This window comes from Roseomonas sp. KE0001 (assembly GCF_016107285.1).
Taxonomy (GTDB): Bacteria; Pseudomonadota; Alphaproteobacteria; order Acetobacterales; family Acetobacteraceae; genus Pseudoroseomonas.
On record NZ_RCVQ01000007.1, the window covers coordinates 123,034 to 137,614 of the forward strand.

The 14,581-nt window shown below is 73.9% G+C and carries 19 protein-coding genes and 1 other RNA gene; 3 read left to right on the forward strand and 17 right to left on the reverse strand.

The genetic code is table 11. The features are described from left to right. Nucleotides 1-56: 56 nt before the first annotated feature. The 12 genes from tilS to D9598_RS15030 form a co-directional block, all read right to left on the reverse strand. Nucleotides 57-1,274 (reverse strand): tRNA lysidine(34) synthetase TilS, encoded by a 1,218-nt coding sequence (gene tilS, locus D9598_RS14975; protein WP_198367342.1) that lies wholly within the window; start codon nucleotides 1,272-1,274, stop codon nucleotides 57-59. Between the two features lie 24 nt (nucleotides 1,275-1,298). Continuing rightward, nucleotides 1,299-2,132 carry a YbgF trimerization domain-containing protein gene (locus D9598_RS14980; RefSeq protein ID WP_198367343.1) on the reverse strand — a complete coding sequence of 278 codons (834 nt, stop codon included), beginning with the start codon at nucleotides 2,130-2,132 and terminating at the stop codon, nucleotides 1,299-1,301. A 163-nt stretch (nucleotides 2,133-2,295) separates the two neighbouring features. After that, nucleotides 2,296-2,796: a peptidoglycan-associated lipoprotein Pal gene (gene pal / locus D9598_RS14985; RefSeq protein WP_198367344.1), complete on the reverse strand. Its 501-nt coding sequence runs from the start codon at nucleotides 2,794-2,796 to the stop codon at nucleotides 2,296-2,298. Nucleotides 2,797-3,025: 229 nt separating this feature from the next. Beyond that, nucleotides 3,026-4,405: a Tol-Pal system beta propeller repeat protein TolB gene (gene tolB, locus D9598_RS14990; RefSeq protein ID WP_198367345.1), complete on the reverse strand. Its 1,380-nt coding sequence runs from the start codon at nucleotides 4,403-4,405 to the stop codon at nucleotides 3,026-3,028. Beyond that, the gene (locus D9598_RS21505; protein WP_198367346.1) at nucleotides 4,402-5,544 is read right to left on the reverse strand and encodes a hypothetical protein; all 1,143 of its coding nucleotides are present in this window, start codon (nucleotides 5,542-5,544) and stop codon (nucleotides 4,402-4,404) included. Before D9598_RS21505 ends, tolB begins: the two co-directional genes overlap by 4 nt. Before the next feature lie 23 nt (nucleotides 5,545-5,567). Next, nucleotides 5,568-6,089, reverse strand: coding sequence for a protein TolR (gene tolR / locus D9598_RS15000; RefSeq protein ID WP_198367347.1), 522 nt, complete (start codon nucleotides 6,087-6,089; stop codon nucleotides 5,568-5,570). Nucleotides 6,090-6,093: 4 nt separating this feature from the next. Continuing rightward, nucleotides 6,094-6,813 (reverse strand): protein TolQ, encoded by a 720-nt coding sequence (gene tolQ, locus D9598_RS15005; RefSeq protein WP_198367348.1) that lies wholly within the window; start codon nucleotides 6,811-6,813, stop codon nucleotides 6,094-6,096. A gap of 30 nt (nucleotides 6,814-6,843) precedes the next feature. Continuing rightward, nucleotides 6,844-7,296, reverse strand: a complete 453-nt coding sequence (locus D9598_RS15010; RefSeq protein ID WP_198367349.1) for a YbgC/FadM family acyl-CoA thioesterase — start codon at nucleotides 7,294-7,296, stop codon at nucleotides 6,844-6,846. Beyond that, nucleotides 7,296-8,336, reverse strand: a complete 1,041-nt coding sequence (ruvB, locus tag D9598_RS15015) for a Holliday junction branch migration DNA helicase RuvB (protein ID WP_198367350.1) — start codon at nucleotides 8,334-8,336, stop codon at nucleotides 7,296-7,298. Before ruvB ends, D9598_RS15010 begins: the two co-directional genes overlap by 1 nt. Nucleotides 8,337-8,361: 25 nt before the next feature. Next, the gene (gene ruvA, locus D9598_RS15020; protein WP_198367351.1) at nucleotides 8,362-8,985 is read right to left on the reverse strand and encodes a Holliday junction branch migration protein RuvA; all 624 of its coding nucleotides are present in this window, start codon (nucleotides 8,983-8,985) and stop codon (nucleotides 8,362-8,364) included. Further along, a complete protein-coding gene (gene ruvC, locus D9598_RS15025; protein ID WP_198367352.1) occupies nucleotides 8,982-9,497 on the reverse strand; it encodes a crossover junction endodeoxyribonuclease RuvC in 516 nt (171 codons plus the stop codon). The genes ruvA and ruvC overlap by 4 nt, the downstream gene beginning before the upstream one ends. Nucleotides 9,498-9,505: 8 nt before the next feature. Next, complete coding sequence (locus tag D9598_RS15030) at nucleotides 9,506-10,255, reverse strand: YebC/PmpR family DNA-binding transcriptional regulator (RefSeq protein ID WP_198367353.1); 750 nt, start codon at nucleotides 10,253-10,255, stop codon at nucleotides 9,506-9,508. A 176-nt stretch (nucleotides 10,256-10,431) separates the two neighbouring features. On the opposite strand from D9598_RS15030, the gene D9598_RS15035 reads away from it, so the two are divergent. Both D9598_RS15035 and D9598_RS15040 read left to right on the forward strand, forming a co-directional pair. Then, nucleotides 10,432-11,028: a cytochrome b gene (locus D9598_RS15035; RefSeq protein WP_198367354.1), complete on the forward strand. Its 597-nt coding sequence runs from the start codon at nucleotides 10,432-10,434 to the stop codon at nucleotides 11,026-11,028. A gap of 17 nt (nucleotides 11,029-11,045) precedes the next feature. After that, nucleotides 11,046-11,684: an MSMEG_1061 family FMN-dependent PPOX-type flavoprotein gene (locus D9598_RS15040; RefSeq protein WP_198367355.1), complete on the forward strand. Its 639-nt coding sequence runs from the start codon at nucleotides 11,046-11,048 to the stop codon at nucleotides 11,682-11,684. A gap of 18 nt (nucleotides 11,685-11,702) precedes the next feature. Here the strand turns inward: D9598_RS15040 and D9598_RS15045 are convergent, their stop codons facing one another. From D9598_RS15045 to D9598_RS15065, 5 genes are all read right to left on the reverse strand, one after another. Beyond that, on the reverse strand, nucleotides 11,703-12,524 hold the full coding sequence (locus tag D9598_RS15045) for a TIGR00282 family metallophosphoesterase (protein WP_198367356.1): 822 nt from the start codon (nucleotides 12,522-12,524) through the stop codon (nucleotides 11,703-11,705). Between the two features lie 5 nt (nucleotides 12,525-12,529). Then, the gene (locus tag D9598_RS15050; RefSeq protein WP_198367357.1) at nucleotides 12,530-13,159 is read right to left on the reverse strand and encodes a 5-formyltetrahydrofolate cyclo-ligase; all 630 of its coding nucleotides are present in this window, start codon (nucleotides 13,157-13,159) and stop codon (nucleotides 12,530-12,532) included. Continuing rightward, a non-coding RNA gene (gene ssrS / locus D9598_RS15055) (6S RNA) lies at nucleotides 13,146-13,300 on the reverse strand. Before ssrS ends, D9598_RS15050 begins: the two co-directional genes overlap by 14 nt. A gap of 9 nt (nucleotides 13,301-13,309) precedes the next feature. Next, entirely contained in the window at nucleotides 13,310-13,639 is a 330-nt protein-coding gene (locus tag D9598_RS15060) for a cell division protein ZapA (RefSeq protein ID WP_198367358.1), read from the reverse strand. A 2-nt stretch (nucleotides 13,640-13,641) separates the two neighbouring features. Continuing rightward, complete coding sequence (locus D9598_RS15065) at nucleotides 13,642-13,920, reverse strand: hypothetical protein (protein WP_198367359.1); 279 nt, start codon at nucleotides 13,918-13,920, stop codon at nucleotides 13,642-13,644. A gap of 182 nt (nucleotides 13,921-14,102) precedes the next feature. Here D9598_RS15065 and D9598_RS15070 point away from each other — a divergent pair, with 182 nt between their 5' ends. Further along, a complete protein-coding gene (locus D9598_RS15070; RefSeq protein ID WP_198367360.1) occupies nucleotides 14,103-14,546 on the forward strand; it encodes a hypothetical protein in 444 nt (147 codons plus the stop codon). Nucleotides 14,547-14,581: the final 35 nt, after the last annotated feature.

Sequence of the window (14,581 nt, forward strand, 5' to 3'; positions counted from 1 at the left end):
ACGCAATTCCGAAACCACGCCGTGCGCCTGATCTTACACGGACGACATTTATAGCCTCAGATCGGCCCTCCGGCGGGAGAGAATTCCGCCTTCGCCGCGACGCCGAGGCCCAGCGCCGGCACGCCCACCAGGGCGCCGCCCCGCCACAGCGCCGGAAGGCCCGCCGCCACGGGCGCCGGCAGGCCCCGCCGTTCCGCCCGCCGCAATCGCCCCGGACCCAGCGCGCCCAGCACCAGCCCCTCCAGGGCCAGCCCCCCCTCCCGCACCGTCGCGAGGCGCCAGCGACCGTCCCACACCGCCCCGGGGCGCGCCGGAACCGGCGCGGCGCAGGCGGCCGGCTCGCGGCTGAGCGTGTCGCCCGACCAGAGAACCCCGCCCAGCGTGCCGCCGCCGCGCTCCAGCAGGGCCGCCACGGCGGCCGTGGCCGGCGCGTGGCCGCCGCCGCCGATCATCCGCAGAAGCGCCGCGAGGGCATCCCGCGCCACGGCGTCGCGGCCCAGCGCGGCCCGGTCGAGGCTCGCCCAGCCTTCCGGATGCAGCACGGCCGCCGCGGCCAGCCGCGCGCGCAGCGCGGCCTCGCTGCCTCGCCGGCGGCCGGCGAAGGCGGCGGCGGCGGCGACCAGGGCTGCCGTGCCGGACCCGGTGCCGCCGGGATCGCGCATCGCCTGCCGCAGCGCCACGCGGGCGAAGCGGGGATCGTCATTGGAGGGATCGCGCAGCGGCCGCAGGCCCTGGGCGGCGAGCAGCGTCTCCAGCCGGGCCGGCGGCAGCCCGAGCAGCGGGCGCAGGATCAGCGCCTCGGCCGTGGCGCGCAGCGGCGCCATGCCGGCCAGCCCGGCCGCGCCGCTGCCCCGCAGGGCCCGGAACAGCACCGTCTCCGCCTGGTCCAGGGCATGCTGTCCGAGCAGCAGCCAGGGCCGCCCGTGGCGGGTGCAGGCCGCCAGCAGCGCCGCCAGGCGGGCCTGCCGCGCCCGTTCCTGCAGGGCGGCGCCGGGGGGCATGGCCAGGGCAAGGACCTCGGCCTCCAGGCCGAGCCGGCGCAGCAGGCGGACAGTCCAGTCGGCCTCGACCGCGCTGCCGGGCCTCAGGCCATGATCGACGACGAGGCCCAGCACGCTGCCGCCCCGCGCCGCGGCGAAATCCCGCGCCAGCAGGGCGAGCGCCAGGGAATGCGGGCCACCCGAGACGCCGGCGGCGAAGCGGGGCGCCGCGCCGAAGGGGCCCAGCGGTTCCATCAGGGCGGCGAACTCCGCCGCGTCCGGGGGCGCGCGCATGGCGGGGGCCGCCGCCCCCGGGCCTTAGCAGCCGCCGCGGCGCCGCGCCTCGGCCGCGCGGCTGGCCAGACCGCCGGAGAGCTGGGGAAACTGGCTGCGCAGATCGGCCAGCGTGGCGCAGGCCTCGCGCTTGGCGCCGAAGCCCAGGAAGGCATTGGACAGGCCGAGCAGGGCCTCCGGCGCCCGTCCCGAGCGCCGGTTGCGCTGATAGGCGTCGTCATAGGCCAGCGCGGCCGACTGATACTGCTGGCGGCCCAGCAGGGCATCACCCAGGAGCAGTTGCGCGTCCTGCGCGCGGGCGCTGTTGCGGCTGGCGATCACCTCGCGTGCCGCGGCCTCGGCGGCGGCGTAGTCGCGGCGGCTCAGCGCGGCCTGGCCCTCGGACAGCGCCCGCTCGGGCGTGCGCGGCGCGGCGGCGGCCGGCTCGGCGGCGGGCTGCGCGGGCCGCGCCGGCGGGGCCGCGCCCTGTCGGCCGCCCCCGCCCCCCTGCTCGAGTTGCTGCAGCCGGTAATCCATGTCGCCCTGCAGCTTCTCCAGCGCCTGCTGGTTGGTGCGGAGGCGGTAGTCGAGCTGGTCCGACTGCCCGCGCAGCCGCCGTACCTCCTCCTCCAGGCTGTTCACACGATCGAGCAACTGGCTCAGCAACTCGTTGCCCCCGGCGGTGGCGCCGCGCGGCGCCACCGGGACCGGGGCGGCATAGCCCCCGCCGCCGCCACGCCGAAGGGCCTCCATCTCCTGGCGCAGCTGCAGGATCTGGTTCTGCAGAGCGATGCCCTCCCGGCTCTCCATCTGCGCCAGCGCCGGGGCGGCGCCCAGCATCGGCAGCAGCGGCGCGAGGAGGAGGAGCTTGCGGAGCATGGCGCGGATCCTTTCCGGGAAGCGGGCGGGCCCAGAGAGACGAGGCAGGGAGGCAAAACCAGGCGGCGGAGCGCGGACATGAAGACGGCGGCAACCGCGCTCGCGGATGCCGCCGCTTGTCTCAACCCAGCCGCCCCGCGTCAACGCGGGGCGTGACGGGCCCTCAGCGCACCACCGTGACGGCGCGGCGGTTCTGCGCCCAGGCATCGGCCGAGGAGCCCAGCGCCGCCGGGCGGTCCTTGCCGTAGGAGATGGTGCTGACGCGGCCACCGGCGACACCCTGGGCCACCAGCACGTCCCGCGCCGCATTGGCGCGGCGCTGGCCGAGAGCCAGGTTGTATTCGCGGGTGCCGCGCTCGTCGGCATGGCCCTCGACCGTCACCTGCGCCTGCGGATACTGCGCCAGCCAGGCGGCCTGCCGCTCCAGCGTCGGCCGCTGATCGGCGCCGACCGAGCTGCTGTCGGTGGCGAAGAAGACGCGGTCGCCGACATTGGCCACCAGATCCTCCTGGCTGCCGGGGCGGATCGCGCCGCTCATGCCGGCACCGGCGCCGAGGCCGCCGGCCCCCGCGCCGGCGCCCGTGGCGGCGCCGGAGGTGTCCTCACTGGCGCAGGCCGCCAGCAGCGCGACGGCGGCCAGGGCACCCAGAAGCTTGGTCTGCATCATTTCGATTCCCGTGTCAGATCGAATTACAGCCGCGGTTACGCCGGGATTGGGGCGCGTTCAAGGCAGACAATCCGTCCCTGCGTGAATAGTTGCCCATTTTCTTGCGAGGAGTGGAGGCGCGCCCCTCTCCTGGCCCTTTCTTCTGCCATCGGGCCGGACAGACAAGTCCTCGTCGCCAATCTGTAAGTCCTTACTTACAATCAAGGGCGTCCGGCCCGGCCCCGCCTCAGGAGGAGAGCAGCGGCGACCAGCTCGGATCGGTCGCGTCCGTCGGCGTGATGACCTGGCGCTCGTTGAAGCCGGAGATGTCGATCATGGCGAGCCGGGCCGCGTAGCCGCCGCCCCGCGTGTCGCGCGCCTGGCTCTCGCGGTAGAAGGCCAGCACGCGGCCATTCGGCGCGAAGGTCGGGCCCTCCATGCTCCAGCCCTCGGACAGGATGCGCTCGCCCGAGCCGTCGGGGCGCATCACGCCGATGCCGAAGCGGCCGCCGGAGATGCGGGTGAAGGCGATCAGATCCCCCCGCGGCGACCAGACGGGCGTGGCGTAACGGCCATTGCCGAAGGAGATGCGCCGGACGCCGCCGCCGTTGGCATCCATGACATAGAGCTGCTGGTCACCGCCGCGGTCGGAGTTGAACACGATCTGCGTGCCGTCCGGCGAGAAACTCGGCGAGACGTCGAGCCCGCCGCCGGAGGTCAGCTGCCGCTCGCGGCGGGAGGCGAGGTCGACCACGAAGATATTGGCATCGCCCCCGCGCGCCGAGGAGAGCACCACGCTGCGCCCGTCCGGGCTGAAGCGGGGCGAGAGCGTCATGCCCTGGAAGTTGCCCAGCACCTCCTGCCGGCCGCTGTTCAGGTCGAAGAGGTACACGCGCGGCTGGTTGTTGGCATAGGACATGAAGGCGATCTGTCGCGCGTTCGGATGGAAGCGCGGGGTCAGCACCTGGAAGCTGCCATCGGTCAGGAAGCGGTTGTTCTCGCCGTCCTGGTCCATGATGGCCAGGCGCCGGGTGCGGCGATCGCGCGGACCGGTCTCGGCGACATAGACGATGCGGGTGTCGAAATAGCCCTTCTCGCCCAGCATCCGCTCATAGATCACGTCCGAGATGACATGCGCGATCTGCCGCCAGTTGTTGGCCGCCGCGGTGTAGGCGGTGCCCTGCAGCTGCTGCTCGGAGCCGACCTCCCAGAGACGGAACTCGATGCGCGCGCGGTCCCCCTGCGGCTCGGCCCGGCCGGTGACCAGCGCCTGCGCGCCGATGACCCGCCAGTCCTGGAAGCGCGGCCCGGCAGCCGCGGCCTCGCCCGACTGGATGTAGGCGCCACGGTCGAGCGGCCGGAACAGGCCGGAATTGCGCAGGTTGTTGGTGATCACCTGGATGATGTTGCGCCCGAGCTGCTGCGCCTGCGGCGAGGAGCCGGCGAAGTCGGGCAGCGCGATCGGGATCGGATCGGTGCGGGCGCGGGTGATGTCGATGGTCTGGCCGGCCGCCGAGACGCCGCCGGGCGCCGGCGCCTGGGCCCGCACCAGGGAGGGCGCGGCCAGCAGGCCGGCTCCGCCCATCAGGGCGAGGCGGCGGGAGAAGAGAATGTTCTGCTGGGTCATCGGACGAGTCCCCTCGGGCTGAAGCGGAAGACCGTGTTGTTGAGTGACAGGATCTTCTCGCGGGGTAGAGGCAAAGGGCTGCACTTCGGATCGAGCAACGCGCGGCGCGCGCTTTCGTACACGGCGCGCACGCGCGGGTCGCCCGGCGTGCCGCCGGCCGGGCGCACATTGCGGATGGTCCCGCCCTGGTCGATGTCCACCCGCACCTCGACCGTGATCTGGTCGATCCCCATCATGCCGCCATCGACCGACCAGCATTCGCTGATCTTGTCGGCGACGCCCTGGCGCTCGCCGGCGGTGAGCAGGGCCGTGCCGCTGGGCGCGCCGCCACCGGCGGCCGGGCGGCCGGCGGCCTCGGAGGGGCGGGCGCGGGGCGGCTGGTTCTGCTGCTGGCTGGCGCGCAGGCGCTCCAGCGTGCTCAGCACGGACTGGCTGCGCTCGGTGGTGTTGGGCGGTGGCGGGGTGCGGCCGGTGCCGGGCTGCTGGCTGGGCTGCTGCGCCGGGGGGGCGGCGGAGGGCCGGGTCTCCGGGCGCGGCGGCGCCGGCTGCGCGGCCTGCGGCGCGGGGGTCGGCGCGGGCGGCGCTGGCGAGGGCGGCGGCGGCATCGGCAGGGGCGGAGACGGTGCCGCGGCCTGCTGCTGCGGCGGCGCCACCTCGCCCTGCGGCGCCGGCGGCGCGGGGGCCGGGGGTGGCGGCGCCGGCAGCGCCTGCGGCTGCGGCGCGGGCGGGGTCGGCGTGGGCACGGGCGGCATCGGGCGCGGCGCGGCGGCCGGCGGCGTCGGGCTTGGCGGCGTCGGCGCGGGTGGCGTGGGCGCCGGCGGCGCGGGGGTGGGGGCCGGTGCCGGGGGCGGGGGCGGCGGGGGCGGCGGCGGGCTCGGCGGCGTCGGCCGCGCCTCGGGCGTAGCCGGCTGGTTCACCGTGGGATTGGGCTCGGGCTCCGGGGCGGGCGGCGCCGGCATCGGCAGGGGCGCGGGCGCCTGGGCGAGCTGGGGCGCATCCGGCGTCACCAGCTCGACCGGGATCGCTTCCTGCGGCGGCGGCAACTCCCGCCCGGGAAGCTGGAACAGGAGCAGCAGACCGACCAGCGCGTGCAGCGCCGCCGAGATGCCGCCCCAGAATCGCAGGCCATGCGGGGCCATGAGGAGGTCCGTCCGGTCCCGTCTCAGCGCCGCGGCTGCGCGGGCGCGGGCGCCTGCCCGGGCTGCGCCGCCGGGGTGCCGGAGGGGGCGCCGGAGGGGGCACCGGAGGGCTGTTCGGCCAGCAGCGCCACCTTGGTGAAGCCGGCGGAGGAGACAGTGCCCATGACCTCCATCACCCGGCCGTAATTGATGCCGCGGTCGCCGCGCACGAAGATGCGCCGCTCCGGCGCGCCGGCCGGCTGGGATTCGATGATGGCGCGCAGCTGCGGCACCAGGTTCTCCAGCGGCACCTCGCTCTCCTGCACGAAGATCCGGCCCTCGGCATTGACCGAGATGGTCAGCGGCTCGGTCTCCTGGTTCAGCGCGCTGGCGCTGGTCTTCGGCAGGTCGATCGGCACGCCGACCGTCATCAGCGGCGCCGCGACCATGAAGATGATCAGCAGCACCAGCATGACGTCCACCAGCGGCGTCACGTTGATCTCGGCCATGGCGCGGTAGCGGCCGCGCCGGCCCGGGCCGCCCGGCCCTCCGCTGGACATCGCCATGGCGTCAGCCCCGCTCCTCGGCCTGGCGCGACAGGATGGCGCCGAACTCGGCCGCGAAGCCCTCCAGCCGGCTGGCAAAGCGCGCCAGGTCGGTGGTGATCTTGTTGTAGGCGAGCACCGCCGGAATGGCGGCGACCAGCCCGATGGCGGTGGCGAAGAGCGCCTCGGCGATGCCCGGCGCGACCACGGCGAGGTTGGTGTTCTGCATCCCCGCGATGGCCGAGAAGCTGTTCATGATACCCCAGACGGTGCCGAACAGGCCGATGAAGGGGGCCACCGAGCCGACCGAGGCCAGGAACACCATCCAGCGCTCCATGCGGTCCATCTCCCGCTGGATGGCGACGTTCATCGCCCGCTCGGCGCGCTGCTGCACACCGGCGAGATGGCCGGTCTCGCCCTCGGGCCGGGCGGCGCTGCGCTGCCACTCGCGCATCGCCGCGCCGAACACGGCGGCGATCGGGTGAGTCGGGCGCTCGCCCTCCTGCTGCTGCAGGGTATCGAGACTGCCACCGGACCAGAACCGGTCCTCGAAGGCATCGGCGGCACGGTTCACCCGCCGGATGGTCGTGATCTTCTCGAAGACGATCGCCCACACCCAGACGCTGGCCAGCAGCAGCCCGATCATGACCGCCTTGACCACCCAGTCCGCCTGCAGGAACAGGCTCCAGAGCGAAAGATCGTGTGCCACCTGACCGAGGTTCGACGCGCTCACGCTGTCACCCACGGCAATCTCCTTCTATCGCCTCCGGCCGCTTCAGGCCGGGGCAGGTCCATCGTCCAGCGCCGCGCGGAAGGCGCCGCGCCAGGGCTCGGGGACGGCCACCGGGCGCATCCCCTCGGCGCGCACGCAGACCAGCCCCACCCGCAACGCCGCCTTCACCCCGCCCGCCTCGTCCAGCACCCGCTGTTCCAGATCGACGGAAGCGCCGCCGAAGCGGAGAATCCGGGTTTCCACAACCAGGGGTTCGTCCAGCCGGGCGGGGGCCACATACTCCACTTCCATGCGCCGCACCACGAGCAACGAAGCGTGACGTTGAATCATAAGTTGATGCGGCAAGTTTATGGCACGCAACGATTCCGTCCGCCCGCGTTCTGCCCAACGCAGATATGTCGCGTGGTAGGCGATGCCGCCGGCATCCGTGTCCTCGAAATAGACCCGGACCGGAAAGCGGTGCGGCCAGACCGCAGCAGGGGGCGCCTCTGCCATCAGAGGTTGTCCCGCAGGAGGTCGGTCTGGGTGCCCGCCGGCGGCGCCATGCCCAGATGCCGCCAGCCGGGTTCGCCCAGCACCCGCCCGCGCGGCGTCCGCAGCACGAAGCCCTCCTGGATCAGATAGGGCTCGACCACCTCCTCCAGCGTGTCGCGCCCCTCGGCCAGGGCGGCGGCCAGGGTCTCGACGCCGACCGGCCCGCCATGATGGTGCTCGGCGATGCGGCGGAGATAGCGGCGGTCCATCGAATCGAGGCCCTTCGCATCCACCTCCAGCCGGTTCAGCGCGCCATCGGCCATGGCGCGGTCGGCGTGGTGGCCGGAGACCAGGGCGAAATCGCGCACCCGGCGCAGCAGCCGCCCGGCGATTCGCGGCGTCCCGCGCGAGCGGTTGGCGATCTCCTCCGCCCCTTCCGCGCTCAGCTCGAAGCCGAGCTTCTGCGCCCCCCGCCGGACGATCAGCAGCAGCTCGGCCGGTGTGTAGAACTGCAGTCGGAGCGGGATGCCGAAGCGGTCGCGCAGCGGCGTCGCCAGCAGCCCGGCCCGCGTCGTGGCGCCGACCAGGGTGAAGGGCGGCAGGTCGATCCGCACGGTGCGCGCCGCCGGCCCCTCGCCGATGATCAGGTCGAGCTGGAAGTCCTCCATTGCCGGATAGAGCGTCTCCTCCAGCGCCGGCTGCAGCCGGTGGATCTCATCGACGAAGAGCACGTCGCGCGGCTGCAGGTTGGTCAGGATGGCGGCGAGGTCCCCGGCCCTCTGCAGCACCGGGCCCGAGGTGGCGCGGAAGCCCACGCCGAGCTCGCGCGCTACAATCTGCGCCAGCGTGGTCTTGCCGAGGCCCGGCGGGCCGTGCAGCAGCACATGATCCAGCGCCTCGCCCCGCGCCTTCGCCGCCTGGATGAAGACGGCGAGGTTCTCGCGCAGCGCCTTCTGGCCGGTGAAGTCGTCCAGCACCTGCGGGCGGAGGGTGGCCTCGGCGGCATCCTCCTCGCCCCGCTGCGGGTCCAGCACCCCCTCGCTCCTCGACGGGCCGCTCATGACGGGCGCCCGGACGGCAGATGGATCATCGCGGCGCCAACTCCTTCAGGGCCTCGCGGATCAGCGGCTCCAGCGCCGCCCCCTCGCCCAGCCGCTCGGCCACGCGGGCGACGGCGGCGCCGGCCTCGGGCCGCTTCCAGCCCAGATTGGTCAGCGCCGAGATGGCCTCGGCCACCGCCTTCTCGGCCGGCGGCAACTGCGCCGCGACGGCCACGGTGCCGGGCGAGACGCCGGGCCCGGTCGGCATCGCGCCGACCTTGTCGCGCAGCTCCGCCACCAGCCGCGCGGCGAGCTTGGCGCCCACCCCCGGCGCCCGGCTGAGCGCCCCGCGGTCGCCCGCCATCAGCGCCCGCGCCATGTCAGCCGGGGAGAGCGTCGAGAGCAGGGCCAGCGCCACCTTGGGGCCGACCCCCTGGATGGCGGTCAGCAGGCGGAACCAGTCGCGCTCCGCCGCCTCGGCAAAGCCGTAGAGGATAATGGCATCCTCCCGCACCACCGTCTCCACCAGCAGGGCGCCGGTGCCCGGGGGCTGCGGCAGGGCGGCCAGCGTGCGGGCCGAGCAGGCGACGAGATAGCCGACGCCGTTGACATCGAAGATGCAGCCACCCTCGAAGGGCGTGTCCAGCCTGCCGGTCAGCTTGCCGATCATGCCGGCACATAGCCCTTCGCCAGCGCCAGCCGGCTGGCGCGGTGGTGCGCGTGGCAGATGGCGACGGCCAGCGCATCGGCGGCATCGGCCCGCCGCAGCGTGGCGCCGGGCAGCAGGCGGCGCACCATGGCCGAGACCTGCACCTTGTCGGCATGGCCGGTGCCGACCACGGCGCGCTTCACCTCCATCGCCTGGTACTCGGCGACCGGCAGGCCGGCCAGGGCGGGCGCCAGCAACACCACGCCGCGCGCCTGGCCGAGCTTCAGCGCCGCACCCGGGTTCTTGTTGACATAGGTGTGCTCCACCGCCGCCTCCTCCGGGCACCAGTGTTCCATCAGCGCGTTGAGCGCGCGGTGGATCTGGCAGAGCCGCTCCGCGAGGGACAGCGCCGTGTCGGTCGAGATCACGCCATCCGACAGATGGCGCAGCCGGCTGCCATGGCTCTCCACCACGCCCCAGCCGGTGTGCTGGAGGCCGGGATCGAGGCCGAGCAGGCGGATGGCGCCCCCCATGCCCCGCGTCAGGCCGAGAGCTTCTGCAGCACGGCGTCGGGCACCTCGAAATTCGCCGTCACCGTCTGCACGTCGTCGTGCTCGTCGAGCACGTCGATCAGCTTCAGCACCGAGCGCGCCTTCTCCTCGTCCAGCTCGACCGTGACATTGGGCCGCCATTCCAGCTTGGCGCTCTCGGCCGGGCCGAACTTCTCCTCCAGCGCGTCGCGCACGGCGAAGAGATCCTCGATGGCGGTCAGGACCTCGTGCCCCTCCTCGCCGCTGGCGACATCCGCCGCGCCGGCCTCGATGGCGGCCTCGAGCATCGCCTCCGCATCGGCCGCCTCGGCCGGGTAGCGCACCACGCCGTTGCGCTCGAACTGAAAGGAGACCGAGCCGGTCTCGCCCAGCGCGCCGCCATACTTGGAGAAGGCGGAGCGGATGTCGGAGGCGGTGCGGTTGCGGTTGTCGGTCAGCGTCTCGACGATGACGGCGACGCCGGCCGGGCCGTAGCCCTCGTAGCGCACCTCGACGTAATCCTCGCCCCCCGCCGCGCCCGTGGCCTTCTTGATGGCGCGGTCGATGGTGTCCTTGGTCATGTTCGCCACCCGCGCCGCCTGCACGGCCGAGCGCAGGCGCGGATTGGCCGCGGGGTCCGGCAGGCCCTGGCGGGCGCTGACCGTGATCTCGCGGATCAGCTTGGCGAAGACGCGGGCGCGCTTGGCGTCCTGCGCGCCCTTGCGGTGCATGATGTTCTTGAACTGGGAATGGCCGGCCACGCGATGCTACTCCGGGATTCTCGGGATGTTCCGGGCTTTGCGCGGAGCTATACCGCCGCCCGGCGCGGGATGCGAGGGGGCGCGGCCCGCCCCCCCCACCCGCGGCGGCCACGCCTCCCCTTGATGGACAACGGGTGAACCGCACCTTACTGCAGTGCAATATCCAGGAGGCCTGCATGGAAACTCTTCCCTGGCGCGACACGCCCCGGCGCTTCGGGCGCGTGAGCCGCATCCTGCACTGGGGCATGGCCGCGCTGTTCGCCTGGCAGTTCCTCGGGATGATCCTCAAGGTCACGCTCGGCCGGCATCCGGTGGCCGGCGTCTTTGTCGGCACGCATGCCTCGGTGGGCTTCCTGCTGCTGCTCCTGGTGCTGGCGCGGGGGAGCTGGGCGTTGTTCAACATGCGGTGGCGGCCGCAGCCCGACCGGGGCTGGCTCGGCTACGCCGCCATGGCGGGCCACCTCGCGCTCTATGCGCTGATGCTCATCGTGCCGGCCCTGGCCCTGCTGCGCAGCTACGGCTCCGGCCGCGCCTTCGCCCCCTTCGGGCTTCCCCTCTTCCCCGGCTTCCAGGGCGGCCCGATCGGCTGGATGGTGGCGCCGGGCAACGCCCTGCACGGCTGGCTCGGCTGGGCCCTGCTGGCGCTGATCGCCGGCCATGTCGCCATGGTGGTGCTGCACCGCTTTGTCTGGCATGACGAGGTGCTGTCCCGGATGGCCGGCGGTCCGCGCCGGGGTCGGGCACCCCGGCCCGACCTGGCCGGAACGCGCTGAGAAGGAAGAGGCCGCGCATGAACGACGCCACCCGTCCCGCCGCGGCGGCGGACCATCTGATCACCAGCCAGGAGGCGCTGCAGGCGCATTACGCGCCACCGCGCGAGCTGGTGATGAAGAAGGTGGCCGACCGGATCGACCCGCGCACGGCCCGCTTCATCGCGGCGAGCCCCTTCTGCGCCCTGGCCACCTTCGGCGCGCGCGGGCCGCATTGCACGCCGCGCGGCGACGCGCCCGGCTTCGTGGACGTGCTGGACGAGAAGACCCTCGCCCTGCCGGACCGGCGCGGCAACAACCGCATCGACGCGCTGCGCGACATCGTCGACAACCCCGCCCTGGCCCTGCTCTTCCTGGTTCCCGGCGCGGGCGAGACGCTGCGCATCGGCGGGCTGGGGCGGATCAGCACCGATCCGGCGCTGTGCGAGCGCTACGCGGTGCAGGGCCAGACGCCGGCCACGGTGCTGCTGATCGAGGTGCGGGAAGTGTTCATGCAGTGCCAGCGCGCCATCCTGCGCTCCCGCGTCTGGGGCGAGCGGGCCAAGCCGCAGGACCTGCCGAGCGCCGGCGAGCTGCTGGCCGCGCACACCGGCGGCCTCGTCGACGCCGCGGCCTATGACGCCGAGGCGGCGCCGCGGGTCAGCGCGACCCTCTACTGAGCCTCGGAAGCCTGAGCCTTAGAAGTCCGGCATGGCGGGCGCCAGCAGCCCGCCATGCCGGACCGGCGCCACCTTCTGCGCCAGGCCGGTGGCGTCGTCGGTGCGGACCAGGACGCCGCTGAGCGTCGCCGGCCCCTCGGCCGGAGCCAGCTTCTCCCCCGGCACCTTCTTCCAGAAGCGCAGCGCCGCGCCGCCCTTCTGCATGCCGATGACGCTGTCATAGTCGCCGCACATGCCGGCATCCGTCATGTAGGCCGTGCCCCCGGGCAGGATGCGGTGGTCGGCGCTCGGCACGTGGGTGTGGGTGCCCACCACCAGGCTGACCTTGCCGTCGAAGCTGTGCGCCATGGCCATCTTCTCGCTCGTGGCCTCGGCATGGATGTCGATCATCGCCGCCTGCACCGTGCCGGCGGCGCCCAGGCTGTGCCGCGCCAGCTCGGCCTGCACGGCGCGGAAGGGATCGTCCAGCGGTTCCATGAACAGCCGGCCCATGGCGTTGATCACCAGCAGCTTCCGCCCGCCCGCGACCTCGACCACCGTGGCGCCGCGCCCGGGCGTGCCGGGCGGGTAGTTGAGCGGGCGGATCAGCCGTGGCTCGCCATCGATGAAGCCGATGATCTCCTTGCGGTCCCAGGAATGGTTGCCGAGCGTCAGCACATCCGCCCCGGCCGCCAGGAAGGCGCGCACCATGTCGGGAGAGACACCGAAGCCGTGGCTGGCGTTCTCGACGTTGACCACCACCGCATCGGCGGCGAGGCGCCGGCGCAGCTCCGGCAGGGCCGCGGTCAGCGCGTCGCGCCCGGAGCGGCCGACGACATCGCCGAGAAACAGGATCCGCACGTCACTCAAACCTTCTCGATGGGGATATAACCACGCTCGGTGGCGATGCCGGCCAGCGGCCGGTCATTGGGGCCGGCCGGCACCGACGCCACCTCCTGCGCCGTATAGCCGACGCCGATCGCGGTCGCCGCCGGCAGCGCGGCCAGGGTCCGGTCATAATAGCCGCCGCCATAGCCGAGGCGCAGGCCCCGGCGGTCGAAGGCCAGCAGCGGCACCAGCAGCCAGTCCGGCACCGCCGTCCCGGCGCTCTCGGCAGGGACGGAGGTGCCGAAGCGGCCCGGCACCAGCGCCTCTCCCGGCCGCCACCGCCGGAAGAGCAGCGGCCGGCCGCGCGGCGGCGTGACCGGCAGGGCCAGAACATGCCCCCGGGCGGCGAGCGCGTGCAGCAGCGGCCGGATGTCGATCTCGGCGCCCATCGGCCAGAAGCCGCCGACCACGGCGCCGGGCGGCGGCGGGGCGGCCCGCAGCAGATGGCCGGCCAGGGCCTCGCCCGCCCCGGCATCGACCCCGGTATCGTCCAGGGCGTCGCGCCGTTCCAGGGCGCGGAGTCGCGCCGCCGCCTTCGCGCTTGCGAGCGACGGGGGGTCCGGCAGGCCGGCTTCGAGGGGGGAGGGAATGTTGCGCGGAGCCGCCATGGCCGTTGGCGTCTTATCCTCCTAAGGCCTGCTAGCGCAGGTGGGCGCCAGATAGCCGGACCACGATCCGGCCAGAGCCAGCTCCCGGAGGATGCTTATTGGCCCCAGGGATAAATTGCCTGACGCGCCCGACAGCCCCGCAACGGACATTTAGGGACGGTCGAGCGTCGCGGCAATGCCCTCGATCCGTTCCGCGAGCCGGCCGAGACGCTCGGCCAGGCGGGGATCGGCGGCGGGGGCGGCACCGGACTGGCCCGCCCGGGCCTGGGACAGCTCGACGCGCAGGTCATGGATCTCGTCGGCCAGCAGCAGGGCGGCCAGCAGCAGCAGGCGGCTCTCGCCGAACTGCCCGCCCATGGCGCGGATCGAGGAAACCCGCCGGTCGACATCCGCCGCGAGCGCGATCAGATGCCCCTCCTGGCCGTCCTCGCAGGAGACGGGATGGGTATAGCCGCCAACGCGAACCGTGACCTGACCCAAGCTCAGCTCTCCTTGTGCTCGTCGTCCGGCAGGCCGGGCGACGTCGTCTCATCAAGCCCCGGCCCGGCGGGCTCCGCCGGGGCCTCGGCCCCTTCCACCTCCGCCAGCGCGCCCCGCAGCCGCAGCAGCGCGTCGTCGAGCCGCGCGGAGAGCGCCGCCAGGGCCTCCGGCGGAACGCCGGGCGGCGCACCCGCCGCCGTGTCCAGCCGGCCCAGCACCGCCGCCAACCGCTCGACCGCCCGTTCCAGCCGTGCAGCGGCCTGATCCACCGCGTCGCTCATGCCGCCGCCTTCGCCCCAGCGTGATACCTCATGATGAAGGCTTTAAGCGGCGCAAGCATCCAGGGTCAACGGATGCCCGTCCGGCGGTGCTTCCGCCCGCCTTCCATCGGAGCCTGGAAGCCCGCCGCCGCCGCCTCCCCGGACCATGGCGGGCCAGGCCTCGCCGCGCTATGCGGGGGCGCATGATCCTGGCTCCGGCCGTGACCGTGCATGATGCCGCCGGCGCGCGGATGGCCCTGGCCGCCGCCGCCCGGCGCTGCCCCGGCGCCACGCTGCCCCTCCTGTCGCCCCCCGGCGCCGCGCGCTGGCTCACGCCGGAGACCTTCCTGGCGATGCTGGCCCCCGCCCGGCGCGACTGGCCGGGACAGCCCTGCCTGCCGGTTCTGGACTGCGGCGATGCCCCCGGCTTCGCCCTCGCCGCACTGCGCGCCGGCCTACCCGCCGTGGTGCTGGGCGCCGGGGCGCCGGGGCGGCCGGCGGTGGAGGCCGTGGCCGTCGCGCTGGGCGCCGCGGCCTGGCGGCGGGCGCCCCCTTCCCTGGTGCTGCGGCCGCCGCTCGGCAGCGCCATGGAGCGCGCGCTGGACGCCTGGCTCGACGGCGGCGCCGGTGACATCCCCCGCTGGTGACATCCCCCGCTGGTGACATCCTGGGGGGGGCTCGG